This is a genomic window from Bradyrhizobium sp. i1.15.2, from assembly GCF_040548425.1.
Taxonomy (GTDB): Bacteria; Pseudomonadota; Alphaproteobacteria; order Rhizobiales; family Xanthobacteraceae; genus Bradyrhizobium; species Bradyrhizobium canariense.
In genome coordinates this window covers 84,618-111,491 of the sequence record NZ_JBEPRQ010000022.1, presented here as the reverse complement: position 1 = coordinate 111,491, position 26,874 = coordinate 84,618, and the positions used below count along the sequence as shown (strand labels likewise).

Genomic DNA, 26,874 nt, shown 5'->3' with positions numbered 1-26,874 from the left:
TCCCTCGTGTCTTTTCTTCGTCCTAGTTCTTGGCGTGGCGTGCCGCTTCCCGTCCTGCGATCCGCCCGAACACGCTGCCGATGGTCATGCCTATGCCGGCGGCATAGCCCTTGCCGAGCACGTTGCCGGCCATGATCTCGCCGGCCGCGAACATGTTGGCCGACGGCTTGCCGTCAGCCATCAGCATCCGCGCCTCCCTGGTCACGCGCGTGCCGAGATAGGTGAAGGTGATGCCGGGCCGCACCGGATAGGCAAGGTAGGGCGGCGTCTCGATCCGCCGCGCCCAATGGGTCTTCGGCGGTGTGATGCCTTCGGTGCGGCAATCGTCCAGAATGGTGTGGTCGAAGGTGCCGGGCCGCACCGCGGCATTGAATTCGGTGATGGTCTTTTCCAGCGCGGCCGGATCGAGCTCGAGCTTGCCGGCGAGCTCGGCAATCGTCTGCCCTGCGATCGGCGGGAACAGCGTCGGCATGAAGCTCGTGACCACGGTGGAATCGAATATGATGTAGGCGATCTGGTCGGGTTGCGCGGCCACCAGCCGGCCCCAGATCGCGTAACGCTTCGGCCAGATGTCCTCACCTTCATCATAGAAGCGCTGCGCGTGCTTGTTGACGACGATGCCGAACACAACGGAGTCGTGGCGCGTGATGATGCCACCGTCGAATTTCGGCGCGCGCGCGTCGATCGCGACCGCATGGCATTGGGTGGGATCGCCGACCTCCTGCACGCCCTTGGCGAGCAGCATCTTCAGGATCGAGCCGCGGTTATAGGGCGTGCCGCGGATCAGGAAATTGTCGGCGGCTTCGCCCCAATATTGCTTCAGCCATTCGATGTTGGCCTCGAATCCGCCGGCGGCGGCGACCAGCGACGTCGCGCGGATCTCGGTGTCGCCCTTGATCGGCCGCTTGAGGCGGGCGGCGAGAAACATGCCATCCTCGATCACGAGGTCGGTGACCTCGGCGTCGTATTCGATTTCGACGCCGAGCCGCTCGGCGGTCAGATACAGGGCGTTCAACATCGCACGGCCGCCGCCGAGGAAGAAGGAGTTGGTGCGGCCGAGGCTCAGCGTGCCGCCCAGCGAGGGCTGCCAGCGCACCCCCTGCTCGACGATCCAGTTCAAAATGTCCTTGGACTCGCGGATCATGTGCCGGGCGAGTATCTCGTCGGTCTGGCCGCCGGTGACGCGCAGGAGATCCTCCCAAAACTCCTCCTCGGTGTAGGGCCCGGTCAGGATTTCGGTCGCCTCGTCATGGGCGCAGCGCATGTTGCGGGTGTGACGCGTGTTGCCGCCGCGATAGAATTTTGGCGCGCCTTCGAGCACCAGCACCGACGCCCCACCACGTCGGGCGCTGATCGCCGCACACAGCGCCGCGTTGCCGCCGCCGATCACCAGCACATCGTATTTGCTGCTCATGCCGTCTGCCCGATGCGACGAAGTTGGAGACATTCTGCCCCGCAGGCGGCCCCGGTCAATCCGGTTCGCCATTGCGCACTTTTGTATACAAAGATATACAGAAATCCAGCAAGCGCCATCGCTGCATGGGCAGGATGCGCGTGGCGAGCACGAGGATTGCATGGCAAGGCGCCCGACAAAGGCAGGCGGCTCGGTCGCGCGCGGCGGCGGCGTGGCGCTCGGCGAAGCCGTGTTCCGCTCGCTCTGCGAGGCGCTGCAGGCCGGCAGCTATCGCGCTGGCGACCGCCTGCGCGAGGAAGAGGTCGCCCAGCGGCTGAAGGTCAGCCGCACGCCGGTGCGGGAGGCTCTGGGCCGGCTTGCGGCACGTGGGTTCGTCGAACCTGCCGGCGGCCGCGGCCTGATCGTACGCAACCTCGACATCTCCGAGGTACTCGAACTCTATGCGATGCGCGAGATCATGGAGGGCGCCGCCGCCCGACTTGCCGCCGAGCACGCGTCTGCGCCCGAGATCGATGCGCTCAGGGACATCGAGCAGGCCTTTGTCGAAGCGTCCGGGGCCGACGCGACCGACATGGCAGGAGAAATGGCAAGGCTCAACCGCGCCTTCCACGAAGCGATCTGCCGCGCCGCGCGCAACCGCTATCTCGACAACGCTTCGCGGGAATTGCAGGACTGGATCGCTCTGCTCGGTCCGACTACGTTCACCGTATCGGGCCGCCCTTCGACCAGCCACGGCGAGCACCAGGCCATCATCGACGCCATCGCGGTTCGCGACGGCGGCAAAGCGGAGCAGCTTGCGCGTGCACACATCGGCGAAGCGCTGCGCTGTCGGCTGAAGCTGTTGCAAAAGCAGTAGCAGAACGCCGCGCTCAGGCGACCAGTTCCGCGACGATCGCCTTCAACACGTCCCGCACATCGCCTGGACTGAGCCGCACCTGCAGTCCGCGCTGACCGCCATTGACGTACACTTGGTCATGTGCGAGCGCGCTCTGCTCGATCACGGTGCGTACGGGCTTCCGCTGCCCGAACGGGCTGATGCCGCCAACCTTGTAGCCGGTGAGTCGCTCGGCCTCCGGCGGCTTCATCATCTGCGCTGACTTGCCGCTAACAGCAGCGGCAAGCTTCTTCATCGAGACTTCCTGGTCGGATGGGACGATCACGCAGACCGGCTTGCCGTCGACCAGCGCCATCAGCGTTTTCAATACACGCGCGGGGTCTTCGCCAAGCGCAGCAGCCGCCTGGAGGCCGATGCTCTCGGCATCGGAATCGTAGTCATAAGCGTGGACGGTGAAGGCAACCTTTGCGGCTGTGAGCGCGCGTGTGGCTGGGGTGGCTTTGGACATATGCGATGTCTAGCACCGCCGCTGCGAGGAGCGAAGGGACGAGTACGGCGCAGTCTCTCCCCGAGTCGTCCTGGCGAAAGCCAGGACCCATTACCCCAGGGAGGCGTTGGCGAAGACCTGTCGTTCGATACTACTATCACCCGAAATCGATAGATTCCGCGGTATGGGTCCTGGCCTTCGCCAGGACGACACTGAGGGTTGGCAACGCCGTGCCGCCACAACACCACCGAGCGCCTACTCGGCCGCGTCCCGCAACTCGGCGCGCTCGGCTCTCGCCGCGCAGAACTTGAACTCCGGGATCTTGCCGAATGGATCGAGCGCCGGGTTGGTCAGGAGATTGGCCGCCGCCTCCGCGTAGCAGAACGGCATGAACACCATGTTCTCGGGAACGTCGCGGTCGGAGCGGACCTTGACCTCGACCGCGCCGCGGCGGGTCTCGAGCCGGATGAAATCGCCCGGCGCGAGCTTCTTCCTGTGCATGTCCTTCGGCGACATGAACGCGACCGCCTCCGGCTCGATCTGGTCGAGCACCTGCGCGCGGCGGGTCATCGAGCCAGTGTGCCAATGCTCGAGCACGCGGCCGGTCGAGAGCACCATCGGATACTCGGCGTCGGGAATCTCGTCCGGCGGGATGACGTGGGCCGGAACGATCTTGCCGCGGCCGCTCGCGGTCGGAAATCCCGTGGTGAAGATGATCTCGTTGCCGGGCACGTCGGGACCGTCGACGGGATAGGTGACCGCGCCCTCGCGGACCAGACGTTCCCAGGTGATGTTCTTCAGCGACGGCATCAACTCCGCCATCTCGGTGAAGACCTCGCCGGGACCAGCATAATTCCACGGCAGCCCCATGCGCTTGCCGATCTCCTGGATGATCCAGAGATCCTGCCGCGCATCGCCCGGCGGCTTGATCACCTGGCGCGCGAGCTGCACGCGACGATCGGTGTTGGTGAAGGAGCCTTCCTTTTCGGCAAACGCCGAGGCCGGCAGGATGACGTCGGCGTGGAATGCGGTCTCCGTGACGAAGAGGTCCTGCACCACGAGATGATCGAGCATGGCAAGCGCCTGGCGCGCGTGCTGGAGATCGGGATCGGACATCGCGGGGTTCTCGCCCTCGATATACATGCCCTTGATCTCGCCGGCATGGATCGCGTTCATGATCTCGACCACGGTCAGGCCGCGCACGGGATCGAGATCCTGGCCCCACAGCTTCTCGAAGGCACCGCGCATGTCGTCGCGGCCGACCGGCTGATAGTCCGGCAGGAACATCGGGATCAGACCGGCATCGGAAGCGCCCTGCACGTTGTTCTGGCCGCGCAGCGGATGCAGGCCGGTGCCGGGCCGGCCGACCTGGCCGGTGATCAGCGCCAGCGCAATCAGGCAGCGCGCATTGTCGGTGCCGTGGACATGCTGGCTGATGCCCATGCCCCAGAAGATGATCGACGATTTTGCCCGCGCATAGGTTCGCGCGACCTCACGCAGGGTCTGCGCCGGGACACCGCAGATCGGCTCCATCTTCTCCGGCGTGAACTCCTTGATCTTCTCCTTGAGGTCCTCGAACCCCTCGGTGTAGCCGGCGATGTACTGATCGTCGGTCAGCCCTTCGGTGATGATCGTGTGGATCATCGCGTTCAGCATGGCGACGTCCGAGCCCGGCTTGAACTGCAGATGCTTGGTCGCATGACGCGACAGCGTCTGACGGCGCGGATCCATCACAAACAGTTTCGCGCCGTTCTGCTTGACCGCGTTCTTGATGAAAGTCGCAGCGACCGGATGGTTCACGGTGGGGTTGGCGCCGATTACGATGATGACCTCGGCGTCCATCGCCGCCGAGAACGGCGCCGACACGGCGCCCGAGCTCAGGCCTTCGAACAGCGCCGCGACCGACGAGGCGTGGCACAGGCGGGTGCAATGGTCGACGTTGTTGGAGCCGAAGCCGGTGCGCACCAGCTTCTGGAACAGATAGGCCTCCTCGTTCGAGCCCTTGGCCGAGCCGAAGCCGGCCAGCGCCTTCACACCCTTCTCGTCGCGGATCTTGACGAGGCCCCTGGCCGCGATGTCGAGCGCTTCTTCCCAGCTCGCTTCGCGGAAATGCGTGAACGGATTGGCGGGATCAACCTGGTCGTTGGAATCCTTCTTCGCATTCGGCAGCCGCACCAGCGGCTTGGTCAGTCGATGCGGATGGTGGATGTAGTCGAAGCCGAAGCGGCCCTTGACGCAAAGACGGTTGCGGTTGGCCGGGCCATCGCGGCCCTCGGCATAGATCACCTTCTCGTCCTTGACCTCATAGGTCACTTGGCAGCCGACGCCGCAGAACGGGCAAAGCGAATCCACCTTCTTGTCGGCATAGACGACACGGGTCTGCTTCTCGTCCAGCATTACGGCCGGCATCAGGGCCCCGGTCGGACAGGCCTGAACGCATTCGCCGCAGGCGACGCAGGTGGACTCGCCCATGGGATCGTCGAAATCGAACACGATTTTCGAGCCGTGGCTGCGATAGGCCATGCCGATGACGTCGTTGACCTGGACCTCGCGGCAAGCGCGCACGCAGAGGCCGCACTGGATGCAGGCATCGAGATTGACGCGCATCGCCGGATGGCTGGCGTCGGTCGCCCAACGCTCGGCGGCGGGGAAGCGGCTCTCGGTGACCCCAGTGGTTTCGGCCCAATGCCAGAATTTGGACTCCGGATCGTGCGAGGTCTCGCGCGCCGGCTGATCGGCAACCAGCAGCTCCATGACCATTTTTTGCGCGGAAACCGCGCGCGCGCTCTCCGTCTTCACCTTCATGCCGACCGATGGCGTGCGCTTGCAGGACGCCGCGAGCACGCGCTCGCCCTCGATCTCGACCATGCAGGCGCGGCAATTGCCGTCGGGACGATAGTCCGGCGCGGGCGAATAGCACAGATGCGGAATCTCGCGACCCTGGCGTTTTGCGACCTGCCAGATCGTCTCGCCTGCATTGGCCTCGACCTGCTTGCCGTCGAGCTCGAACGTAATCTTCGTCATTCGGCCGCTTCCTTGAACTCGTCAGGGAAATATTTAATCACGGTGGCAAGCGGATTCGATGCCGCCTGTCCAAGCCCGCAGATCGAGGCATCGCGCATCGCCTGGCTCAATTCGTCCAGGAGAGCGCGGTTCCAGACCGGTTGCTGCATCAGCAGTGCGGCCTTCTGGGTTCCGACGCGACACGGCGTGCACTGGCCGCAGCTCTCGTCCTCGAAGAACTTCATCAGGTTCAACGCGGCCGCGCGCACGCTGTCCTTTTGCGACAGGATCACGATCGCGGCAGAGCCGATGAAGCAGCCGTATTTTTCAAGCGTGCCGAAATCGAGCGGGATGTCGTCCATCGCCGCCGGCAGGATGCCGCCGGACGCACCACCCGGGAGGTACGCATAGAATTGATGGCCGTCGGCCATGCCACCGCAATATTCGTCGATCAGCTCGCGCACGGTGATGCCAGCAGGCGCGAGCTTCATGCCGGGGTTCTTGATGCGGCCCGAGACCGAGAAGCTGCGTAGGCCGTGCCGCTCATGGCGGCCGTGGCCCTTCCACCAGTCGGCGCCCTTCTCGACGATATCGCGCACCCACCACAAGGTCTCGATATTGTTGATCAAGGTCGGCAGGCCGAACAGGCCGACCTGGAATGGATAAGGCGGCTTGTGCCTCGGCAGGCCGCGCTTGCCCTCGATGCTTTCCAGCAGCGAGGATTCCTCGCCGCAGATATAGGCGCCGGCGCCGCGGCGCATATGCAGCGTCGGACCGCCCGGCGGCAGCTTTGCTATCTCGCGTTCGAGGATTTCGCGCGATGCCGGATATTCGTCGCGCAGGTAGATGTAGATATCCGAGGCCTGCACCACATGGGCGCCGATCAGCATGCCCTCGAGGAAGCGGTGCGGATCGCTTTCGAGATAGACGCGATCCTTGAACGTGCCGGGCTCGCCCTCGTCGCCGTTGATCGCCATCAGCCGCGGGCCGGGTTCACCAAGCACCGCGCGCCATTTGCGTCCCGTCGGGAAGCCGGCGCCGCCGAGACCGCGCAACGAGGCGTCGTCGAGCGCCTTCAGCAGGTCGTCCGTCGGCAGCACGCCCGAGCGCAGGCGATTGAGCAGCTTGTAGCCGCCGCCGGCGACATAGGCGTCATAGCCGATATAGTCGGGCAGATGCGCGTGGGTGTCGCCAGCCTTCGCCGCCGCCATGACATTGGCCACCGTCGCGTGGTCAACAAAGTTGTGTCCGACCTCCGCGGCAGGCGCCGTATCGCAGCGGCCAACGCAGGGCGCACGCACGACGCGAATGCCGGGGCCCGACGCGTCCTGCAAATCGGCGAGCAGCTTCTCTCCGCCGAGCATCGCGCAGGTCAGCGAATCGCAGACGCGGATCGTCAGCGGCGCGATATCGGGCTCGCCTTCCTTCACCACGTCGAAATGCGCGTAGAAGGTTGCGGTCTCGAACACCTCGGCGAACGCGAGCTTCATCTCGTCGGCGAGCGCGGCGAGATGCGCGGCCGAGATCTGGCGGTACTTGTCCTGGATCAGGTGCAGATATTCGATCAACGGGTCGCGACGCCGCGGCCTGTCGCCGAGCAGCTGCGCGATCTCATGCGCGGCGGTGGGATCAACCTGCCGTCCCTTGGGGGTGGATTTGGCGCGCTTCCGTCCCTGGCCCGGATGCTCGAATTCTCTGACCTTGTGAACGTCGTCGTTGCTGCTCATGGAGACGTCGCGTTCTCTTCAAATGCGTAATGACTTTAGGCCGGATCGCCAAGCGATGCGCCTTCGTTTCCTGATTCGATCAGCGGAACGACCGGTTCCCGCGTCGCGCCACCAAGCCAAATTCGAAGCAACTCTAGTCTCTGGTATGCCAGATGCAAGACAATTTAGAGCGTGTCTAGAGTGATTTAGGAGGCAGGCGGTCGCCCGCCATGCCCCTTTACGCAAGCGTCGGACGGAACCCGATCTCAGGTCTTGCTCATGCACTCTTCGATGTAGAACCAGCGGTCATCGCCGGCGAGGCCTTTGGCTTTCACGTCGGCGCGACAGGCCTTGAGCTTCGGTTTGTTGGCCGCCCATTTCGCCTTCATGTCTTTCAGCTTCTGCATGGTGAGCTTCATCTTGCCAGGCTTTGCTTCCGTCGTTGCAGTGGGCGCCGCAGGTGTCGTTGTCGTCTGCGCGGATGCGGTATGAAGTCCAGCGACGAGCAATACGGCCGCAAGGCCAATTCGAATACAAATTCGGGTGCGAATCATTTCAATCCCCCTAAGTCCCATTCCTGATGATGTCTGAAAGGCCAACGAAGCGGGACGCCTGATGAGCATCCCGCTTCTGTCTCGACGGCGGTCAGAAGATCTTGACCGCGCTCTCCAATGTCTTCCAGACACCCCAAAGCAGGGGAACGCCGACGAAGGCCCAGAACAGCGCCGCCTTGGCGTCAAGCCCGCCAAAACCGATGCCGTAGGAGCCGTGCGGCCCCGCGGCTGCGGCGCTGGCGCTTGCCGCCTGCAACTTGGCGACATCGGCCTCCTTCATGTGCCATTTCGAATCGACCGGCTTGATCAGGTAGTTGCAGATCAGACCGGCGATCAGCATCGCGCAGAGAATGTACATGGTCGTGTTGTAGAGCTGGTCGCGCGGCACGCCCGCCGCGAGCTGGAACTCGCGGATGTAGTTCACCACGACGGGGCCGATGATGCCCGCGGTGGACCACGCCGTCAGCAGCCGGCCATGGATGGCGCCGACGAACTGGGTTCCGAACATGTCGGCGAGATAGGCCGGCACGGTGGCGAAGCCGCCGCCATACATCGACAGGATGATGCCGAAGCCAAGCACGAACAGGAGCTTCGAACCCATCGCCGCAAAAGTCGGCGCCAGCGCGTAAAGCGCGATGCCGAGGATGAAGAACGTATAGTAGGTGTTCTTGCGCCCGATCTTGTCCGACAGCGATGCCCAGAAGAAGCGGCCGCCGATGTTGAACAGCGACAGCAATCCGGCGAAGCCCGCGGCGATCGCGGCGATCTGCGCCTTCTGTCCCGCATCAAGCGCGTTGAAGCCGACGTTAGGCAGGCCGATCAGCTTGCCGGCGAAGATCTCCTGGAGCATCGGCGAGGCCATGCCGATCACGCCGATGCCGGCCGACACGTTCAGGCACAGCACCCACCAGATCAGCCAGAACTGCGGCGTCTTGTGCGCGTCGTTGAGATGGACGTTGGCCTTTGAGATCATCGCGTTGGCCTTCGACGGCGCGGTCCAGCCCTCGGGCTGCCAGCCGGGCGGCGGCAAGCGATAGCGGAACGCGCCGATCATCATGAACACGAAGTAGATGACGCCCATCGTGACGAAGGTCTCCCAGACGCCGACCGAGGTCGGGGTCTTGAAGTAGTTCATCAAGAGGTTCGCCAGCGGCGCGCCGATCATGGCGCCGCCGCCGAAGCCCATGATGGCCATGCCGGTCGCCATGCCGCGGCGGTCCGGAAACCATTTCACCAGCGTGGACACCGGCGAGATATAGCCAAGGCCGAGACCGATGCCGCCGATCACGCCCGAACCCAGCCACAACAGCCAGAGCTGATGGGTGTAAACCCCGATCGCACCGAGGAAGAGGCCGCCGCACCAGCACAGCGCCGAGACGAAGCCGGCCTTGCGCGGGCCTACGCGCTCCAGCCAGCCGCCCCAGACCGCAGCCGCGATACCGAGCAGCACGAAAAAGAGCGTGTACATCCATCCCATGCTGGCGACCTTCCAGTCGCAGCTGGTCGTGAACAGCTCCTGAAACAGCGACATGTCTGCGCACGCCTTCGGCGCGGTCACGCCGATCGCGCGCGACAGCGGCAGCCAGAACACCGAGAAGCCGTAGGCCATGCCGATGCAGAGATGGATGCACAGCGCAGCCGGCGGCACCAGCCAGCGATTGAACCCGGCGGTCGCGATGGTCCGCTCGCGATCCAGAAAACCTGCGCCGGCACCCGAAAGTGTTCCCGCGCTCTCGATGGTAGACATGCATTCCTCCCCTAAAGCCGCGCTTCTGAACGGCCTGCCACGACGGTCCTGTTCCTCAGCCTGCAGCGCAGCCTTTGTCCCTGCTGCTCCGCACAATGATCGACGCGCGCCAGGATCGTCACGCGCATCCGAGACGTTAAACCCCTAACCTTGGGGGCTATGCCCGACGCCACGGTCGGGCTTCTTTCGATGGCCCATTTGCTCCGCATATCGCAGGCAAGACTCGACCTCCGCGTCTCGGCGGAGGAAGTCAATTGGGGCAGAAGTGATGATCGATGTCGATAGACAAAAGGTAGGTATCAACCGAGTGACCGCCGGCTAAGTGGGCGGCGCACCATTGATGTTTTCTATCGACCGATCGGCCTTCTCAATCAAGAACACGATGCGCGCGTCGTTGCGCTCGGTGATCTCCACCGTGTCGCCGGTCTCCCGGATCAGGTTTGGAATGTCAATCACCGACAGGGGATCCGTGCAGTGCACTTCGAGCTGATCGCCCGGCTGCAAGGGCTTCAGCGCTTTGCGCGTCTTCAGGGCGGGCAGCGGGCATTTCAGTCCGGTGAGATCGAGCGTCGTTCTGGTCATCGGCGCAACATGGCGGGAGGGGCCGATGGCGTCAACGCCAGGACAGCGCCAACGCAACGCCAAGACTCAGAGCAGATCGGCATAGGACAAGAAACCCACGCTCTGCCCCGGCTCGACACGCGTGACCTCCTCATCGAGCTCGATGAGGCCGTCGGTGTCGACCAGTGAGGACAACAGCCCAGCGCCCTCGCGTGGAAACTTGATGGCCTCGAGTGCACCGTCCGGCGTGCGCCGCAAGGAAGCGCGAACATATTCGCGACGCCCCGCCTTCTTCTTGTAGGTGAATGCCGCGCGCACCGGGATCGGCAACGGCGGCTCCGGCAGGCTGCCCGCAAGCGCGAGCACCGTCGGCCGCACCACATGCACGAAGGTGACGAAACTCGCGACGGGATTGCCCGGCAATCCGATCAGCGGTGTGCCCTCGATGATGCCCATCGCCACGGGCCGTCCCGGCTTGATCGCCATCCGCCACAACACCAGCGAGCCGATGCTCTCGACCGCCGCCTTGACGTGATCCTCCTCTCCGGTCGAGACGCCGCCGGTGGTGAGGATCAGATCGTGACTGCCTGCGACTTGCTTCAAGCCATTCGCGAGCAACGTCCGCTCGTCGCGCAAGATGCCGAGATCGCTGACTTCGCAGCCGAGCCGGCGCAGCATCGCCATCAGCATGAAGCGATTGGAGTCGAACAGCTGCGAGGCCGCGCGCGGCTCGCCGGGCGAGGCCAGTTCATCACCAGTCGAGAACACTGCGACGCGGATGCGCCTGACGACGTCGAGCCGGACCAGGCCGAACGCCGCCGCGAGCGCGACATGTTGCGGCAGCAAGCGCTGGCCTGCGCGCAGCGCGATGTGGCCCTGGGGAATGTCCTCTCCCGCAGGGCGGACATTCGCGCCCGGCTTCAGCCCCGGCGGCAGCACAATTCGACCGGCCTCGTCGATGCGGACATCTTCCTGCATGAAGACGGTTTCGGCATCCGGCGGCATCGGCGCGCCGGTGAAGATGCGCGCGGTGTGGCCGGCCTTGATCAGCGCCAGTGCCAGACCGCCGGCCTGGATGCGGCCGTCGAGCGGGAATGCCCGCTCAACGCTATCAGGAAGATCTGCGTTGCGCACGGCGTAGCCGTCAACAGCGGAATTGGTGAAGGGCGGCAACGGCAGCGGCGCCGCGATATCGCGGGCCAGCACGCGCCCATCTGCATCGATGAGCGCCACGGTTTCGAGATCGACAATCGCGTTGACGCGCGTCGTGATCAGGCCAACGGCCTCGTCGACCGACATCATCGGTCCGCCGAAGGCAAAACAATCGTCCGACAATTGCGCCATGGTGCCTCGTCAGCGCATCGCAGCGCTTTTCGCGACCGCTTCCTCGACTGGCATCGCGGCGCGCAGCAGCAATTCCGCGGCGGCGGCGATATCGTCGAGATGGACGGTCGGCAGTCGGGTTTCAATGGCAACGTCGGCCGCGATCCCGAAAATTCCGGGATCATCGGGAAACAGCAGCGGCTTGTCGTTGGCGGCGCGATGCACCTCGATCTTGCGATGCGGCTCGCGCTTGAAACCCTCGACCACGACGAGATCGACGGCCGACAATTTGCTCAACAGTTCCGGCAGACGCGGCTCCGCCGCCCCGCGCAATTCGTGCATCAGCGCCCAGCGATTTGACGAAGCAACCAGCACCTCGGCCGCGCCGGCCTCGCGATGGCGCCAGGAATCCTTGCCGGGCACGTCGACGTCGAACTGGTGATGCGCATGCTTGATGACCGAGACGCGCAAGCCAAGCGCATTGAAATGCGGGATCAGCCGCGTCAACAGCGTGGTCTTGCCCGCACCGCTCCAGCCTGCAAGGCCGATGACTTTCATTCCAGCTCCGTCTCCGCGAGCGACCCGGTCCTTGATGGAACCACTCTCTTCTCCGTCATTGCGAGCGCAGCGAATCAATCCAGGAATGCATCCACGGCGGCAGCCTGGATTGCTTCGCTTCGCTCGCAATGACGAATAGGCGGCATTTCGTTCTCTCGCTAGCATGCTTATATCGGCTTGACCCGAATGTCATGCTAACGTCGCGGCCATGATGAAGATCGACAAAGCCCCCGTGCCCCTGATCGTCCCTGACACCGAGGACCCGCGCCTCACCGAGAGCGTGACCGGGACCGACCAGTCCGGCGCCAGGATCGAAATCAAGGTGCCGGTGGAGCGCCCGCTGACGCTCTACCTGAATTCGCAGGAGATCGTCACCATGATGACGATCGGCGACTATCCGGAATATCTGGCCCTGGGCTATTTGCTCAACCAGAATATGCTGAAGTATAATGACGCGGTCACCGAGGTCGAATACGACGACGACCTCCAAGTGGTGGTGGTGCGCACCGAGCACCACACCAATTTCGAAGCCAAGTTGAAGAAGCGCACACAGACCTCGGGCTGCGCGCAGGGCACCGCCTTCGGCGATCTGCTGGAGGCGGTCGAGAGCGTGGCGCTGCCGAAGGCCGAGCTGCGCACCTCCTGGCTCTACCAGATGACTCAGACCATCAACACCATGCCCTCGCTCTATCTGGAGGCTGGTGCGATCCACGGCTGCGTGCTGTGCAGGGAGGGCGAGCCGCTCTGCTACACCGAGGATGTCGGCCGTCACAACGCCGTCGACAAGATCGCGGGCTGGATGTACCGCCACGGCGTCGATGCATCCGACAAGATCCTCTACACCACGGGACGGCTCACCTCGGAGATGGTGATCAAGACGGTCCGCATGGGCATTCCGATCCTGGTGTCGCGCTCCGGCTTCACCGCCTGGGGTGTCGATCTCGCCCGGCAGGTGGGCTTGACGCTGGTCGGCCGCGCCCGCGGCAAACGGTTCATCGCGTTGTCGGGGGCAGAGCGCATCGTCTACGACCAGAACCTCGCTTACGTCGAGGAAGAATCGGCCAAGCACAAGCGCAAGGGTGAAGGTGGTGACGACTAGCTTTCCGACCACGCAAGGCGTGCTGCTCGCCGGCGGCCTCGCGCGGCGTATGGGCGGCGGCGACAAGCCGATGCGTACCATTGGCGGCCGCACCATTCTGGAACGCGTGATCGCGCGCCTATCGCCCCAATGCAGCGGGCTGATCCTCAATGCCAACGGCGATCCCGTCCGCTTCGCCGCGTTCGGTTTGCAGGTCATCGCCGACGACGTGCCCGGCTTTCCCGGCCCGCTCGCCGGCATCCTTGCCGCGCTCGACTGGACCGCGGCGAACCGGCCCGAGGTGAAGTGGGTGCTCAGTGCCGCCTGCGATTGCCCGTTCCTGCCGCGCGATCTGGTCGCGCGCTTGCATGAAAAACGCATCGCGGCGAATGCCGAGCTCGCCGTTGCGGCATCAGGCGATCAATCGCATCCGGTGATCGGCCTGTGGCGCGTTGGCTTGCGCGACGAACTGCGTCATGCGCTGGTGGTCGAAGACCTCCGCAAGATCGACCGCTGGACCGCGCGCTACCCGCTCGCGACCGTGACGTGGCCGACGGAGCCGCTCGATCCGTTCTTCAATGCCAACACCGTTGAAGATATCGCGGAAGCGGAACGGCTGACCGCACTGGATGACGCCGCTTAAGGCCGCGTGAGCTTGGGTTCGCGGGCCGTGAACCGAGACGAGAACGCGAGCGACCAATGATCGGGACATTGCCCGGATCAGCCATGACGGACCCCCTCTTGAACGTTATCTTCGAAGTGATCGATTTCGCACTCGATTGCTCGGTCGCAGTCGACGACACGAAGTGGCGGAGCAAGCCTGAAATCGTTGAGGGCCCGCTGCCACCCGCCGCGCAGCGCGCACTTGCCGAAGCCGAGGAGCGGCAGCGCGTGCGCGAACAGACCGGCGGGGAGACAATCCAAACCTCGTAGCGGAGCGCTGACCGAACGACGCCAGACTACGCCGGTCGGAAGCCGGCGCGCTCCAGCGCGGCGCGCGCTTCGTCCGAGCCGAGCGCATCGAGAAAGGCCCGCACTGCCGGACGCTGCTTGCGCGCCGTCACCAGCGCGAAGTCATAATGTTCCTCCGCGAGCGGAATGAAACCGAGGCCAACCGCGTTGGCGACCGGCGCAATGGTCATGCCCCAATCGGCGCGGTGCTGTGCGACCGCCGCGGCCACCGCATTGTGCGAGCGTGGCTGGTTCCAATAGCCCTCCGGGCGCGCACCACCGAGCAACCGGTCGATCAGGATGCGCGTGCCGGCGCCTTGGTTGCGGTTGACCATGATGCAGGAGGGATCAGCGAGCGCCGCGGCCACGGCATCCTTCGCGCTGTGGCCTTCAAAACGCTTGTCGCCCTTGCGGAACACGATGCCCTGCATCCGCCGCCAGCCCGGCACGAGCTCGAGTCCTTCGGCGAGGTAAGGCGTATTGTAAGTCTCGCTCTTTTCGTCGAGCAGATGGATCGGCGCCAGATCGCATTCACCGCGCCGCGCCGCCGCAAGTCCGCCGAGGCTGCCGACGGCGATCGAGCGCACGGTCAGGCCGGCATGCGCGAGTTGCGCCGTGACGAGATCGAGGCCGGTGCAATGGCTGCCGACGATAACGAGATCGGGCACCCGCACATGCGGCGTAAACAGCGTCACCTCGGCCTCGGTCCCGGCCGGCATCTTGTCGGCGAGTGCGTCGATGCGCAGAAAGCCGTCGGCCTGCGCGAACGACGTGATCGCACCGGACCCCTTGCCGGAGGGATAGGCGATCAAGCCGTCCTTGCCTTCGACCAGCGAGACCATGACGAATTCGGTGCGGCCGAGCTCGGAAGCAATGCGCACCGGCACGGTCGCGTTCACCTTGGCATCGGAACGCGGCGGCAGTCCGGCCATTTTGCGCAGCACCGGTACGATCATGTCGTGAAAGGTGAACATCGCCGAAGTCGGAAAACCCGGCAGGATCACCACCGGCTTGCCGTCACACACCGCAAGGCACAGCGGCTTGCCGGGCTTGAGCGCAATGCCATGCGCGATGATGCCGGGCTGGCCGAGCCGGCCGATGATGCGATGGGACAGGTCGCCCGCGCCTTTCGACGTGCCGCCGGAGAGCACCAGCATGTCGGCGTCCGCCAGCGCACCCCTCATGGCGGCTTCGAGCTGAGCTTCGTCGTCCGGAATGGCGCCGAGGAAAACCGCCTCTCCGCCGTTCTCGTCGATCGCAGCAGTGACGATCGCGCCGTTGGTATCGTAGATCGCAGCGGGCGCGAGCACCTCGCCCGGCTGAACCAATTCGTCACCGGTGGAGATCACGGCAACACGAGGTTTGCGCACGACGCTCACCTCGGCAATACCACAAGCCGCCAGCATGCCGACCTCGCGTGAGCCGATGATGGTGCCGGCGCGCAGCAGCGCCTCGCCACGCGCGATATCGGATCCTGCGTAGGATATGAATTGCCCGGGCGAGGCCGCGCGACGGACGTCGATCGCACCGGACCCCGCCGGCTGGGTATGCTCGACCATGATCACGGCATCGGCACCGCGCGGCAGCGGACCGCCGGTGGCAATCGGCGTTGCCGTTCCCGCCGCCACTTGCACCGCCGGTACGGTGCCGCAGTGAATGGTCTCGCCATTCAGCCCGAGGCGAACCGGCGCGCCTTCGCCGGCTGTCGCAAGATCCGCAGAGCGCACCGCAAAACCATCGACATTGGAACGGTCGAACGGCGGCACGTCGATCGGCGCAGTGATGTCTTCAGCGAGCGACGCGCCAAGCGCAGCACCGAGCTTGCGCGTTTCGCTCGAAAGAGCGCGCGGGAACAGCGCGGCCTCGAAGCGTGCCAGCGCCTCCTCGCGGGAAAGGATTTTGAGGAACTGTTCCTGTTCGAGCGCGCTGCGGACTTGCGATTGCGGGATCATGGTCATGCTAAACCCATATCATTCCCGCATCAGATAGGCATCGACCGGCGCGCCCGCTGCAAATCCCTCGTGACTGGCGGGAACAAGCAGCCATGCATCCGCGCGGGCAATTGCCTGGAGCGGCCATTCTCCTACCGCAAGTGGCACCCACGCATGATGTTCCTCGGCCAGCAGGACCATTTCGGCGATGCCGACGCTGGATGCAATTTTTCGCGCGAGCGACAAGGCTATCGGTCGGCGCGGCAGCCGCGCTGACAGACGGTCGAGGAGCGGCAGCACGAGCGCAAGCCAGACCGCAAGCGCATGTTCCGGCGATCCGGGCAAGGCGACGACAGGAATGGTTCCGAGCCGCCCGATCGCGGCGGTGCGTCCGGGCTGGAGCGCAAGACCATGGGCGATCACGTCACCACGCTGGGCCAGCGCCGTGACCGCTGCATCGTTGCGACCGACACCGCTGCCGCCGATCGTCAGCAGGAGATCGCAGGTGGGCGCCCCGATCGCCTCCGCGATCGATCCCGCGTCGCGCGCGCCGGCCTCGTGCGTTTGCACATCCAGCCCTGCGGTGCGTGCGATGTCCGCAATCAGATGCATGGTCAGCGTTGCACCTGGTACATTGACAATGCGCAGTCGCGGACGCCGCACGCTCAGTCGGTCCAGTCCGGCGGCGCGCGCAAGCAGCAGAGCGCCAGGACCGACCGGATACCCCTCTGCCGCGGCAGGCGTGCGTCCGTCGATGTCACTTCCGGCGCGCCTGACGCCCTGCCCCGGTGCGCTCTCCGCCAACACCTGGACGAGCGGACCAGACATCTCGACTGCGTCGGCATCGAGCACACAGTCGCATCCCGCCGGCATCGCGTCGCCGGCATCGACCCAGGCGGGCGCTGTTGCGAGAGGCAGCGGTGAATAGGAGGACGCGCCGACCAGATCGTTGGCCCAAAACGCCCAGCCGTCGGCGGCAGCGACGTCACGGGACGGTCGGGCCGCGAGCAGCGGATTGCCCGCCGCGATGCAGCCGGCCGCTTCAGTCAGCTGCAACTCCACCGGCGCGAGCGGATCGAGCCCCTTCAGCAACGCGGCGAGCGCGGCGTCGAGCGGCGTCAGCAAGGGCGGCAGGCGCTGGGTCATGCGCCATGATGGACCATGCATCGCCCGGTTTGGCAACCGCTGGCGATACGAACGTCAGCCGCCCGACTTGTCCGCATTGGGGAAGAACAGTTGTTGTCCGTCCACCTTGTATCCGGCGATCGCCGCCTGCCCGTCAGGCGAGATCAGCCAGTCGACGAAGTCTTGCCCCAGCTCCTTCTTCACGTTCGGAAACTTCGCGGGGTTCACCAGCATCACGCCGTACTGATTGAGCAGACGCTTGTCGCCTTCGACGACGACGTCGAGATCGCCGCGCTCCCGAAAAGCGATCCAGCTGCCGCGGTCGGACAGCACATAGGCGTTCGCTGTGCGCGCTGCATCGAGGGCGGAGGCCATGCCCTGCTTGGCCTCGCGATACCAGCCGCCTTTGGTGCTCGCGATGTCGATGCCGGCGACGATCCAGAGCGCGAGCTCGGCGGCATGGGTGCCCGAACGGTCGCCGCGCGTCACGAACGGCGCGCCCTTGGCCTCGATCGCCTTCAGCGCGGTCGCGATGTCCTTGCCCTTCACGCCGGCGGGATCGCTCTTCGGCCCGATCAGCACATAGTCGTTGTACATCACGTCAAAGCGCTTCACCGCAAAACCGTCGGCAACGAATTTCTCCTCCTGCGGCCGTGCATGCATCAGCACGACGTCGACTTCGCCCCTTCGTGCCCCCTCGAGCACCTCGTCGGCGCGCCGCGCGATCACGGTCACGTCGATGCCGGTCTTCTCACGGAAGATCGGCAGCAGGTAATCGAGCAGGCCGGACTCCTGCGTCGCTGTGGTCGTGGCAAGCACGATCGCGCGGTCCTCCGCGGATGACGCCGCAACGCCTGCGGCAAGGCCGCAGAGAAGCACGAGTGCAACGGAGAGGCGGCGGACGGCCATGATCGGGTTCCCACTGGCTATGACGCGATCATGATGATGATCGATTGCGCCGCACTCGTGACGCGTTTGCTCGTTGCCGCGCCGGATGCAGACAACAACAGATAGAGCGCAGGTCAAGCCACTACCGGCCACAGACTTTACCCTCCGCGTCCGCGCGCCGACGACTCGGGAAATCTCGGCAACACGCGGAGCGGCATATGCCCATTGCAGTTGCGCGCGCGACAGCCCGCAAGATGGGCACCACGCGAGCGATTCAGGATCGTTCACCAAAGCAGAGATCGCGCGTGAGGATGTGTTGCAAAGCAGCGAGATGATCAGGCATGGTCGTGGCGGACAAAACTTGAAATGCAGAATTCCACCTGCGTCGACCGTCAAAAAGAAGCAAGAATTTGCATAGGAATGCAGGATGGAATTCCTGACGACCAGCGAAGCCGCCGATTATCTTCGGCTCGGCGAACGCAAGCTATACGAACTCGTCACCACCGGTGCGATCCCCTGCACCAAGGTGACCGGAAAGTGGCTCTTCCCGCGGCACGAACTCGACCTCTGGGTGCTGTCCGGACTGGCGCGCCCGGCCGGCATGCTGATCGCGGAGCCGCCGCCGGTCGTCGGCGGCAGCCAGGACGAGCTTCTGGATTGGGGGCTGCGCGAATCCGGCTCGGGCCTGGGCTCGATGAGCGAGGGCAGCGCGCGCGGGCTCGAGCGGTTGCAGCGTGACGAGGTGATGGCCGTGGCGATGCACTTCCACAGCCTCGATGCCGACGGCAATCTTGCCGCCGATGCCAATGCAACCGTCCTGCGAGACGCTCCGGACCTGCATGATGCATTGCTGGTCGCGTTCGTGCGCCGCGAGCAAGGTCTCGTGCTGCCGCCGGGCAATCCCAAGCGGCTGCGCGGCCTTTCCGACGTGCTCGCGCTCGGGGCCAGGATGGCGGTGCGGCAACAGGGCACGGGCGCGCAGATGCTGCTCGATGTGCTGCTCAAGCGCGCCGCCGCGTCGACGCGCGATTTGCGTCGGATCGAGACGCCGGCCCTGACCGGGCCGGATCTCGCCGAGATCGTCCGCGCGGGACAAGCCGATTGCGGAATCGCGACGCGTGCGTCCGCGCGCTCGGCCGGCCTCGATTTCGTGCCGCTGGTCTGGGAAAACTTCGACCTCGCGATGCGGCATCGCAGCTATTTCCGGCCCGCGATGCAGGGCCTGATCCGGTTCCTCAGCGAAAAGCGGTTGCTCCAGCGCGCCGCGGAGCTGACCGGCTACGATCCCTCGCCGGCCGGACAAATCCGCTTCGCCGGCTGACGTTGACGCCCGCCCCCAAATAGTTGCAAAAGAAACCAATTCAGCCGGGCCATACCCGGGACACACCGGCCAACGCGCCGGATCAGGGGAGGACAAGCATGAAGCCAACGAGATTTGGACTGCCGGTCGCTGCCGGCTTTGCAGCGACATTCCTGGCGACGCTGATGCCGGGCGCCGCAATGGCGCAGGTGTCCGACGACGTCGTCAAGATCGGCGTGCTCACCGACATGAACGGTCCGGCCTCGGCGCCGACCGGCCAGGGCTCGGTGACGGCAGCGCAGATGGCGATCGACGATTTCGGCGGGACCGTGCTCGGCAAGCCGATCAGCATCGTCGTCGGCGACCACCAGCTCAAGGCCGACATCGGCGGCGCGATTGCACGGCGCTGGTACGACGTCGACCAGGTCGATCTGATCGTCGACGTGCCGGTCTCCGCGGTCGGGCTCGCGGTGCAGAACATGGCCAACGAAAAGAAGCGGCTGTTCATCACCCACTCGACCGGCACCGCCGATTTCCACGGCAAGTTCTGTTCGCCTTACGCGATCCAGTGGGTGTTCGACACCCGCGCGCTCGCGGTCGGCACCGCTGACGCGGTGGTCAAGCGCGGCGGCGACAGCTGGTTCTTCATCACCGACGATTATGCGTTCGGCCATTCGCTGGAGCGCGACGCCTCGGCGGTCGTGACCGCCAATGGCGGCAAGGTGCTGGGCTCGGTGAAGCCGCCGCTGGCAACGCCCGACCTCTCTTCCTTCGTGCTGCAGGCGCAAGCCTCCAAGGCCAAGATCATCGGCATCGCGGCGGGTCCGCCCAACAACATGAACGAGATCAAGACCGGCTCCGAGTTCGGCGTGTTCAAGGGCGGCCAGCAGATGGCGGCGCTGCTGGCGCTGATCACCGACATCCATGGCCTCGGCCTGCAGGCGGCCCAAGGGCTGTTGCTGACGACGTCGTTCTATTGGGACCTGGACGACAAGACCCGCGAATGGTCGAAGCGCTACTTCGCCAAGATGAACAAGATGCCGTCGATGTGGCAGGCCGGCGTCTATTCGAGCGTGATGCACTATCTCAACGCCATCAAGGACACCGGCACCGACGATCCGCTCAAGGTCGCAGCCAAGATGCGGGAAAAGCCGATCGAGGATTTCTTCGCCCGCAACGGCAAACTGCGCGAGGACAATCTGATGGTGCACGACCTCTGGCTGGTGCAGGTGAAGACGCCGGAGGAAAGCAAATATCCGTGGGACTATTACAAGATCCTCACGACGATCTCGGGCGACAAGGCGTTCGGTCCGCCGGACCCAGCGTGTGCGATGGTGAAGAAGTGACCGCGTAGAGGTCATCCCGGGACGGTCCGAAGGACCAGACCCGGGATCTCGAGATTCTCAGGTGCGCAAGTGCGCACCGGAGTTCGCGCCGTGCGCGCCCCGGAATGACGGCCGCTTAAGGAGCGACCGTCACTTCACCACCCCGATCTCGCGAAAATACTTGATCACGCCGGGATGGATCAGCTCGGGCTTCGGCGCGGCGGCGACGGTGTTCGCGGCCGTGGTCTCGCAGGCTTGCGCGAGCTGCTTGCAGAATGTCGGCTCGACGCCGTGAAGCGTCTTCGCGAGCCGATAAGCGACATCGTCGGGCAGATCTTCGCGCGTCAGCACAAAACTCCAGGACCCCAGCGAGGCGATCGGCTCGGACTGGTTCGGATAGCTGCCGGCCGGCACGGTCAGCGGCTTGAGGAACGCGTGCTTGGCGCGGATGCGCGCGATCTCCTCGCTGTCAGGCGCGATGAAGCGCGCGCCTGACGCGCTCGAGGCCACCGCCGCAAAACCGGGCCAGCCGATGCCGGCGCCCCAGAGTGCGGCGACACGGCCATCCTCGACCATCGCGGGGCCGTCGCCGGCGCGGTCGAGATAGACGGCCTTGAAGTCCTCGTCCTGCTTCAACCCGAGACCATCCAGCACGTAGCGCGCCAGGATCGGCAGGCCGGAGCCTTTGGCGCCGAATGCGACGGGCTGACCGACGAGATCGCGAATGGTCTTGTATGGACTGTCCGCGCGCACCACGAACATGCCGGGGTTAGAATAGATCGCGGTGAGAATCTTCAACCGTACCGGCGCGCGGCCGATGCCGGCGAAGGCTTCATAGGCCGGCTCGCCCGCGACCAGAGCGAGATCGAGTTCGCCCTTCTCCAGCAGCGGAATGTTCTCGTTGCTGCCCTTGGTGTTGCGCGGGGCGATGATGGCTTGCGGATCGGCGGCGTTCATCGCTTGCGCAAAGGCGTTGCCATAGAGCGGAAAGCCGCCGCCGGGCGTCGCGGTGCCCAAGCTGATCGCCAGGCCGGGTGTCGTGGTCGGAATGGCGTTGCCTCCGGTTTGAGCGGCCGCGGGGCTTGAAAGCAGCGCCGCGCCGAGAACAAGGGTGATCGCGAATCTCATGGTCGGTCCCGGCGGGGGCGCGTCAACATCGACTTGCGGCGATGTAGGCAGCGCCCCGATTTTGTGAAAGCATGCAGCCCAACGACAATAGAACAATGGGAGGCGTCATGTTGCGAATTTTGCGTAACAGTGTTTTCGGGCTGGTTTTCCTTTCAACGCTGTTGGGCGCCGCACCTCCCGCCTCCGCCGCTTATCCCGACCGTCCCGTGCACTGGATCATCGGCTTCTCCGCCGGCGGCCCGGTCGACATCGTGGCGCGGATCATGGCGCAGTGGCTGACCGACCGCCTCGGCCAGCAGTTCATCGTCGAGAACCGCACCGGCTCGGGCGGCAACATCGCGGCCGCTGCCGCGATCACCTCACCGGCGGACGGCTACACGCTGCTGTTCGTCGCGCCCAACAACGCGATCTCGACCTCGCTCTACAAGAAGCTGCCGTTCGACTTTTTGCGCGACACCGTGCCGGTCGCCAGCATCATGCAGCTCACCAACATGCTGGTCGTCTCCAATGCGTTTCCCGCCAAGACGGTTCAGGAGTTCATCGACTACTGCAAGGCCAACCCGGGCAAGATCTCCTTTGCCTCGTCCGGCAACGGCACCTCGGTGCACATGTCGGCGGAGCTGTTCAAGGTGATGTCCAAGTGCGACATGGTGCACGTGCCCTATCGGGGATCTGCGATCGCCTTCCCCGACATCATCTCCAACAAGGTGCAGCTGATCTTCGACAACCTGCCCTCCGCGATGGAGCAGGCCAAGGGCGGCAACGTCCGCGCGCTCGGCGTGACCTCGCCGCAGCGCTGGCCGAGCGTGCCCGATGTGCCCGCGATCGCCGAGACGTTGCCCGGCTTCGAATCGGTCGGCTTCTACGGCATCTCCGCGCCGAAGGGCACGCCGGCCGACGTGATCGAGATCCTCAACAAGGCCGTCAACGAGGCGCTGAAGGACCCGAAGCTGGTCGCGCGCCTCACCGAGACCGGCGGCATCCCCAAGCCGATGACGCCGGCCGAGTTCGGCAAGCTCGTCACCGACGAGACCGAGAAGTGGCGCAAGGTGGTGGAGTTCGCCGGCGTGTCGGTGGACTAGGCCTGTGGAACTGCCGCGAGTCTGCAGCGCGCCAACGCGACATCGGAGGGGATCGGAAGACCCCTCCCAACAAATGTGCGAAAACAACCCCATGCACAGTAGAAAGATGTAGGGATCACAAGGGGTTACGGAATCGAAAACCGAGTCCCGGGCGGAGGCGGCTTGCGCCGTCGGGCAAAACAGGACTATAAGGGCATCATCGCCAATTTCGGTTATTCGTAAATGGTCAGGCCCTGCAGCGCCGGCGTTTGCATCCGCCCGAGCCAGCATTGCACCCCCGCCTCCGTCCCTGTAAACGAACCGCGCACCGTTGCCGGCCGCCGCTTTCGCGGCCGTCTCGCGGCGGGGCCTGTAGCTCAATGGTTAGAGCCGGCCGCTCATAACGGTCTGGTTGCAGGTTCGAGTCCTGCCGGGCCCACCAGCCTTTGCTCTGCGAGCTGCGCTTGGCGCAGCCATGCAAGCGGCCGAGTAGACGCGGATTGGTACGCAAGAAGTCGAAAAGTGGACCGTAGATGCCTATGAGAATGCTCGATGGCTAGACGCATTCATATTTCGGAAATGATCGCCAACAAACTGAGCAATGCTTACACCCATGCGACCCTCCCGGCGATTGGAGAAGAGTTCGGCCTGACTATGCCGTCGGCAGCCGATGGCAGCAGCAAGAAAGAGCGCGCTTTACAGGCGCTTGCTGGCAAGACCGAATATGAGCTGGCCGAGATCGCGCGAGATCTTGGTCGTCAAAGCCGCGCCTTTGGATTGGAAGAGGAAGCGCTTGCGATCCTAGAAAGGAACACGCCCGCGATCAGTGAAATTACACGGCGCGACATCGCCAAATGCTTCGGCGACGATCTCTGCGGCGAGCGCGACGTCGTAGCGCTGGTCAAGGAGCTATTTCCGATCGAGATGATGACGTTCGGGACATTCTCGTTGCGCATCCTTGAGGAAGAGATTCAGCAGCATATGGTCAACTTCCCGGGCGACTGGAGTGTCGAAACCCTTTTCGAGCAGATCGGAGCCCTGACATGCTCAATTGATCGCTTTGGCCGGCTTCTCGAGGCTGCCCTGCACCCCCTCGGACGACGGGGTCCTGAACTGCCGATACTCGTGACCGCAATCAACGAGGTCTTGAGGCTCGACGGCTACCGACTTGCAATTGAAAGCGAACTGTCCGGTCACCCGATCTATCGTCTGGGTACTATTTCCCGCTCTCCCACAGGCTCCCCAAAGAACCTAATCTTCGCCTCGAATGGCCCCAAACCCGAGATTGGTCTCGGCGACGCCATCAACAATGATATTACAATCCTATCCAACGCGTCGAGCTGCCTTGTCTATGACAAGCCGATCGGCCGGGACGGACTTTTGTGGCGCGAACTTGTCGAATGGTGGAGAGATCTGCAGGACCATTCAGCCGATGCAGCCAAGGATCTCGGCCAACGCCTGCACCAATCGCTTGCATCAGACGCCGAGCGCCAGATGTTCAAAACATACTTCCAGCTTTATCACCCAAAGCTCGGAGGAGCCCTGCCGGCGCTGATTCCCCAAGTCTACTTGCACTATGATCCAGCAGTCGTCAGCGCGTTACGACACCGAAAGGGATTTGTGCGACAACGCATGGATTTCCTGCTCTTGCTCCGCGATCGAGTTCGCATTGTGATCGAGGTCGACGGATCGCAGCATTTCAGCCAAGACGGCAAGCCTTCCCTGAACGTCTATGCCGATATGGTCTCTGCTGACCGTGATCTTCGTCTTTCCGGTTACGAAATCTACCGTTTCGGCTCGAACGAGCTCGTTGGCGGCCAGGCGTTCGGTCGGATCGAGTCGTTTTTCGATCGGCTTTGGCGCCTCTACAAAGTGACTGGTGCTTAGTCAGCTTTCAGGCAAGCACTACGATGACCGCAAGGATCGAGCTCTCTATTGATTTCGACCCTTGACAAAGGGGACCTGGCCTCGCCGCTCCTGCGTGCTGAGTTTGCAGAACTCACGATCTTTTCTGGGTCTGGACTCCGGCAGCTTTCAACAGGTTGTACAAGCGCGCAATTCGAGTACGCGTACCGCGACCAGCACAATAAGTGAAAACGACACGTTGCTTCGCACGCGTAAAGGCCACAAAAAATCCGGCCATCTCTTCCTGAGACTGCTTCTGAAAATTGAACCAGGCATCATCGTCGAGTCCGACGAAGATGACCGTGTGATACTCAAGTCCCTTGCTCTTGTGAATCGTCATAAGCGGGACTGCGTGCAATCCCTCATAGGCGTCCAGCGCGGAAGTCCACTTCGTCGTGCCGTTCGACGAAAACTCAAGATGCTTGATGGCGGCCTCTTTCACACGCTCAAACCAATTACCTTGCCGGTAGGCTGGCGACGCTGCGAGCAGAGAGGACTTCCCGACGAACCCAATCACGTGCTCGACAATAGCTGAGGCCGAAGCGGCATCGGCCGGCGGAGAAGGATAGAGTTTGGCGAACTCGTTCGAAAACTCCTCCAAGGCTCGGGATGCCCTTGCCCGCCGGTCCTCATCATCGGATGCATAGCCCCACAACATGCAGAGTGCGTCCAGACAATCTGTCCAATAGTGCCCCGCACACTCTATTGTAACGAGCCGGAGCACGGTAATCAGGATGTCGGACAAGAGCTCGGTAAAAAGCTCCTGCAACGCCACCTTACCCACCTTTGCCGCTTCATTGCGGAGGGCGAGGCCGTTCTGCCAAAACACAGGCTCAAGGGTCTTCATATAGTCCGCAGCCTTCACCCGGACGAGTACGGCAAAATCCCGAGGCTTCAGGTTGTATGCCTTCATCTCGGCCGCGATGAAATCCGCGAGAATCGACGCTTCAGTTTTGGTAGTGGCGATGTCCCATACCTGGCAGCTGTCACCGACAATTGTGCCGGTGGTCTTGGATATCGGTGCCTTTGCCTTGCTGTCGATTTCCTTTGCCAATATCTCCTGTATGCGAACCAAATCCGGCGAGGACCTGTAATTGTTCAAAAGTGACACACGCTTGGCAACGAAGTCCGCCTCGAATGGCGTGAATGCATCATCCATCGCCATTGCCCAACGCATGATCTGCTGCTTGTTATCGCCGACCGCAGTAACGATCGTATCCGATCCGCGGAACATTGCTTTCGCAAGATCGTACTGGACCTGCGTCGTGTCCTGAAATTCATCCATGAACAGATGGGAATAAGTCAGACGAAGCGCATCTCGGACAAGCGGATTTGTCCGAACAAGGAGTTCAGCAAGACGCCCAATCATGGCAAACGTCAAAATGCTATGTAGTCCGCCGTGAAGCCAAGACTTCCAGAACTCCGCAGCTGCCCACTCCGCCGGCGACGGATTTGTGCGGGTGACCTCAGAAATCGGAGACACGACAAGATGGTCCTTCTCAAAAGTCTTGAACGCAATTGCCATGATGTCCCGTTTCGTTCCTATCGCGGCTGGAGGCGTCAGAGACTCGAGCACGTTCTGAACGATCGAGAAGGTTGCGTCGCCGATTTCGTAGTTCGGCGTGGGTCGCCACGCTTTGGGCAGCGCCTGTCCAAAGCGATCGACAAGCCCCTTTGAGAACGCATCGAAGGTGTAGGAGTCAAATCGATGCGACAGTTCCACGTGGGTTCGCGCTTTTACACGTGTTGCGAGATTGAACGCAGCGTCTCGCTTGAAACTGATCGCGAGTATGCGCTGAGGAGACGGCGCGTAGCCACACTGCAGTAAAAAGCAAGCCCGCTGAGCGAGCAACTCAGTCTTCCCGGAACCTGGCCCAGCAATTACTGACCGATTGTCCGTTGAACGTACGACGTCCAATGCGGCCAGTTCGAGCGCATCTATGCCGACAGGCTGCCACTCCTTAGGATCAACGCGGCGGCGAAGGAGCGCCATT

Annotated in this window: 22 protein-coding genes and 1 tRNA gene; 9 read left to right on the top strand and 14 right to left on the bottom strand. The window is 63.7% G+C overall.

Going from position 1 to position 26,874, the window contains the following annotated elements:
- Nucleotides 1-22: 22 nt before the first annotated feature.
- Nucleotides 23-1,414, bottom strand: coding sequence for an FAD-dependent tricarballylate dehydrogenase TcuA (gene tcuA / locus ABIB80_RS29620; RefSeq protein WP_007600680.1), 1,392 nt, complete (start codon nt 1,412-1,414; stop codon nt 23-25).
- Between the two features lie 160 nt (nt 1,415-1,574).
- Here tcuA and ABIB80_RS29615 point away from each other — a divergent pair, with 160 nt between their 5' ends.
- A complete protein-coding gene (locus ABIB80_RS29615; protein WP_007600679.1) occupies nt 1,575-2,270 on the top strand; it encodes a GntR family transcriptional regulator in 696 nt (231 codons plus the stop codon).
- 13 nt (nt 2,271-2,283) lie between these two features.
- Here the strand turns inward: ABIB80_RS29615 and ybaK are convergent, their stop codons facing one another.
- The 8 genes from ybaK to mobB all read right to left on the bottom strand — a co-directional run bounded on the left by ybaK (nt 2,284) and on the right by mobB (nt 12,188).
- Nucleotides 2,284-2,757 (bottom strand): Cys-tRNA(Pro) deacylase, encoded by a 474-nt coding sequence (gene ybaK, locus ABIB80_RS29610; protein WP_354128871.1) that lies wholly within the window; start codon nt 2,755-2,757, stop codon nt 2,284-2,286.
- A gap of 234 nt (nt 2,758-2,991) precedes the next feature.
- A complete protein-coding gene (gene fdhF / locus ABIB80_RS29605) occupies nt 2,992-5,760 on the bottom strand; it encodes a formate dehydrogenase subunit alpha (RefSeq protein ID WP_007600675.1) in 2,769 nt (922 codons plus the stop codon).
- Nucleotides 5,757-7,466 (bottom strand): NADH-ubiquinone oxidoreductase-F iron-sulfur binding region domain-containing protein, encoded by a 1,710-nt coding sequence (locus tag ABIB80_RS29600; RefSeq protein WP_007600674.1) that lies wholly within the window; start codon nt 7,464-7,466, stop codon nt 5,757-5,759. The genes fdhF and ABIB80_RS29600 overlap by 4 nt, the downstream gene beginning before the upstream one ends.
- A gap of 245 nt (nt 7,467-7,711) precedes the next feature.
- On the bottom strand, nt 7,712-7,999 hold the full coding sequence (locus tag ABIB80_RS29595) for a hypothetical protein (RefSeq protein ID WP_007600673.1): 288 nt from the start codon (nt 7,997-7,999) through the stop codon (nt 7,712-7,714).
- 91 nt (nt 8,000-8,090) lie between these two features.
- Nucleotides 8,091-9,746 (bottom strand): OFA family MFS transporter, encoded by a 1,656-nt coding sequence (locus ABIB80_RS29590; protein ID WP_219685301.1) that lies wholly within the window; start codon nt 9,744-9,746, stop codon nt 8,091-8,093.
- A gap of 318 nt (nt 9,747-10,064) precedes the next feature.
- Entirely contained in the window at nt 10,065-10,328 is a 264-nt protein-coding gene (locus tag ABIB80_RS29585) for a sulfurtransferase TusA family protein (protein ID WP_007600670.1), read from the bottom strand.
- 66 nt (nt 10,329-10,394) lie between these two features.
- On the bottom strand, nt 10,395-11,651 hold the full coding sequence (locus ABIB80_RS29580) for a molybdopterin molybdotransferase MoeA (RefSeq protein ID WP_007600668.1): 1,257 nt from the start codon (nt 11,649-11,651) through the stop codon (nt 10,395-10,397).
- A 9-nt stretch (nt 11,652-11,660) separates the two neighbouring features.
- Complete coding sequence (mobB, locus tag ABIB80_RS29575) at nt 11,661-12,188, bottom strand: molybdopterin-guanine dinucleotide biosynthesis protein B (protein ID WP_007600666.1); 528 nt, start codon at nt 12,186-12,188, stop codon at nt 11,661-11,663.
- Between the two features lie 208 nt (nt 12,189-12,396).
- Here mobB and fdhD point away from each other — a divergent pair, with 208 nt between their 5' ends.
- From fdhD to ABIB80_RS29560, 3 genes are read left to right on the top strand one after another with little or no spacing between them, the layout of a single operon-like run.
- Entirely contained in the window at nt 12,397-13,287 is an 891-nt protein-coding gene (gene fdhD / locus ABIB80_RS29570) for a formate dehydrogenase accessory sulfurtransferase FdhD (RefSeq protein WP_007600665.1), read from the top strand.
- The gene (mobA, locus tag ABIB80_RS29565; RefSeq protein WP_088941160.1) at nt 13,268-13,909 is read left to right on the top strand and encodes a molybdenum cofactor guanylyltransferase MobA; all 642 of its coding nucleotides are present in this window, start codon (nt 13,268-13,270) and stop codon (nt 13,907-13,909) included. The genes fdhD and mobA overlap by 20 nt, the downstream gene beginning before the upstream one ends.
- Nucleotides 13,910-13,965: 56 nt before the next feature.
- Nucleotides 13,966-14,199: a hypothetical protein gene (locus tag ABIB80_RS29560; RefSeq protein WP_245285994.1), complete on the top strand. Its 234-nt coding sequence runs from the start codon at nt 13,966-13,968 to the stop codon at nt 14,197-14,199.
- Nucleotides 14,200-14,225: 26 nt separating this feature from the next.
- On the opposite strand, the gene ABIB80_RS29555 is transcribed toward ABIB80_RS29560, so the two are convergent.
- Genes ABIB80_RS29555 through ABIB80_RS29545 form a run of 3 tightly spaced genes read right to left on the bottom strand, consistent with a single transcriptional unit; the run spans nt 14,226 to nt 18,182 of the window.
- Complete coding sequence (locus ABIB80_RS29555; RefSeq protein WP_007600662.1) at nt 14,226-16,175, bottom strand: molybdopterin biosynthesis protein; 1,950 nt, start codon at nt 16,173-16,175, stop codon at nt 14,226-14,228.
- A 12-nt stretch (nt 16,176-16,187) separates the two neighbouring features.
- On the bottom strand, nt 16,188-17,294 hold the full coding sequence (locus ABIB80_RS29550; protein ID WP_007600661.1) for a molybdopterin-binding protein: 1,107 nt from the start codon (nt 17,292-17,294) through the stop codon (nt 16,188-16,190).
- 54 nt (nt 17,295-17,348) lie between these two features.
- On the bottom strand, nt 17,349-18,182 hold the full coding sequence (locus tag ABIB80_RS29545) for an ABC transporter substrate-binding protein (RefSeq protein ID WP_007600660.1): 834 nt from the start codon (nt 18,180-18,182) through the stop codon (nt 17,349-17,351).
- 406 nt (nt 18,183-18,588) lie between these two features.
- Here ABIB80_RS29545 and ABIB80_RS29540 point away from each other — a divergent pair, with 406 nt between their 5' ends.
- Nucleotides 18,589-19,482: a substrate-binding domain-containing protein gene (locus ABIB80_RS29540; RefSeq protein WP_007600659.1), complete on the top strand. Its 894-nt coding sequence runs from the start codon at nt 18,589-18,591 to the stop codon at nt 19,480-19,482.
- A gap of 98 nt (nt 19,483-19,580) precedes the next feature.
- On the top strand, nt 19,581-20,807 hold the full coding sequence (locus ABIB80_RS29535) for an ABC transporter substrate-binding protein (RefSeq protein WP_007600658.1): 1,227 nt from the start codon (nt 19,581-19,583) through the stop codon (nt 20,805-20,807).
- 129 nt (nt 20,808-20,936) lie between these two features.
- On the opposite strand, the gene ABIB80_RS29530 is transcribed toward ABIB80_RS29535, so the two are convergent.
- The gene (locus ABIB80_RS29530; protein ID WP_007600657.1) at nt 20,937-21,914 is read right to left on the bottom strand and encodes a TAXI family TRAP transporter solute-binding subunit; all 978 of its coding nucleotides are present in this window, start codon (nt 21,912-21,914) and stop codon (nt 20,937-20,939) included.
- Nucleotides 21,915-22,021: 107 nt separating this feature from the next.
- Here ABIB80_RS29530 and ABIB80_RS29525 point away from each other — a divergent pair, with 107 nt between their 5' ends.
- The 3 genes from ABIB80_RS29525 (at nt 22,022) to ABIB80_RS29515 (ending at nt 24,862) form a co-directional block, all read left to right on the top strand.
- Nucleotides 22,022-22,996: a Bug family tripartite tricarboxylate transporter substrate binding protein gene (locus tag ABIB80_RS29525; protein ID WP_007600653.1), complete on the top strand. Its 975-nt coding sequence runs from the start codon at nt 22,022-22,024 to the stop codon at nt 22,994-22,996.
- A 345-nt stretch (nt 22,997-23,341) separates the two neighbouring features.
- Nucleotides 23,342-23,417, top strand: a tRNA-Ile gene (locus ABIB80_RS29520).
- A gap of 110 nt (nt 23,418-23,527) precedes the next feature.
- The gene (locus ABIB80_RS29515; RefSeq protein ID WP_354128870.1) at nt 23,528-24,862 is read left to right on the top strand and encodes an AbiJ-related protein; all 1,335 of its coding nucleotides are present in this window, start codon (nt 23,528-23,530) and stop codon (nt 24,860-24,862) included.
- 112 nt (nt 24,863-24,974) lie between these two features.
- Here ABIB80_RS29515 and ABIB80_RS29510 read toward each other — a convergent pair whose 3' ends face one another.
- Nucleotides 24,975-26,873 (bottom strand): UvrD-helicase domain-containing protein, encoded by a 1,899-nt coding sequence (locus ABIB80_RS29510; protein ID WP_354128869.1) that lies wholly within the window; start codon nt 26,871-26,873, stop codon nt 24,975-24,977.
- Nucleotide 26,874: the final 1 nt, after the last annotated feature.

Excerpts from the sequence above, each read along its gene's own strand:
- tcuA (WP_007600680.1), bottom strand. The coding sequence starts at position 1,414 with ATGAGCAGCAAATACGATGTGCTGGTGATCGGCGGCGGCAACGCGGCG.
- ABIB80_RS29615 (WP_007600679.1), top strand. The coding sequence starts at position 1,575 with ATGGCAAGGCGCCCGACAAAGGCAGGCGGCTCGGTCGCGCGCGGCGGC.
- ybaK (WP_354128871.1), bottom strand. The coding sequence starts at position 2,757 with ATGTCCAAAGCCACCCCAGCCACACGCGCGCTCACAGCCGCAAAGGTT.
- fdhF (WP_007600675.1), bottom strand. The coding sequence starts at position 5,760 with ATGACGAAGATTACGTTCGAGCTCGACGGCAAGCAGGTCGAGGCCAAT.
- ABIB80_RS29600 (WP_007600674.1), bottom strand. The coding sequence starts at position 7,466 with ATGAGCAGCAACGACGACGTTCACAAGGTCAGAGAATTCGAGCATCCG.
- ABIB80_RS29595 (WP_007600673.1), bottom strand. The coding sequence starts at position 7,999 with ATGATTCGCACCCGAATTTGTATTCGAATTGGCCTTGCGGCCGTATTG.
- ABIB80_RS29590 (WP_219685301.1), bottom strand. The coding sequence starts at position 9,746 with ATGTCTACCATCGAGAGCGCGGGAACACTTTCGGGTGCCGGCGCAGGT.
- ABIB80_RS29585 (WP_007600670.1), bottom strand. The coding sequence starts at position 10,328 with ATGACCAGAACGACGCTCGATCTCACCGGACTGAAATGCCCGCTGCCC.
- ABIB80_RS29580 (WP_007600668.1), bottom strand. The coding sequence starts at position 11,651 with ATGGCGCAATTGTCGGACGATTGTTTTGCCTTCGGCGGACCGATGATG.
- mobB (WP_007600666.1), bottom strand. The coding sequence starts at position 12,188 with ATGAAAGTCATCGGCCTTGCAGGCTGGAGCGGTGCGGGCAAGACCACG.
- fdhD (WP_007600665.1), top strand. The coding sequence starts at position 12,397 with ATGATGAAGATCGACAAAGCCCCCGTGCCCCTGATCGTCCCTGACACC.
- ABIB80_RS29560 (WP_245285994.1), top strand. The coding sequence starts at position 13,966 with ATGATCGGGACATTGCCCGGATCAGCCATGACGGACCCCCTCTTGAAC.
- ABIB80_RS29555 (WP_007600662.1), bottom strand. The coding sequence starts at position 16,175 with ATGACCATGATCCCGCAATCGCAAGTCCGCAGCGCGCTCGAACAGGAA.
- ABIB80_RS29550 (WP_007600661.1), bottom strand. The coding sequence starts at position 17,294 with ATGACCCAGCGCCTGCCGCCCTTGCTGACGCCGCTCGACGCCGCGCTC.
- ABIB80_RS29545 (WP_007600660.1), bottom strand. The coding sequence starts at position 18,182 with ATGGCCGTCCGCCGCCTCTCCGTTGCACTCGTGCTTCTCTGCGGCCTT.
- ABIB80_RS29540 (WP_007600659.1), top strand. The coding sequence starts at position 18,589 with ATGGAATTCCTGACGACCAGCGAAGCCGCCGATTATCTTCGGCTCGGC.
- ABIB80_RS29535 (WP_007600658.1), top strand. The coding sequence starts at position 19,581 with ATGAAGCCAACGAGATTTGGACTGCCGGTCGCTGCCGGCTTTGCAGCG.
- ABIB80_RS29530 (WP_007600657.1), bottom strand. The coding sequence starts at position 21,914 with ATGAGATTCGCGATCACCCTTGTTCTCGGCGCGGCGCTGCTTTCAAGC.
- ABIB80_RS29525 (WP_007600653.1), top strand. The coding sequence starts at position 22,022 with ATGTTGCGAATTTTGCGTAACAGTGTTTTCGGGCTGGTTTTCCTTTCA.
- ABIB80_RS29515 (WP_354128870.1), top strand. The coding sequence starts at position 23,528 with ATGGCTAGACGCATTCATATTTCGGAAATGATCGCCAACAAACTGAGC.
- ABIB80_RS29510 (WP_354128869.1), bottom strand. The coding sequence starts at position 26,873 with ATGGCGCTCCTTCGCCGCCGCGTTGATCCTAAGGAGTGGCAGCCTGTC.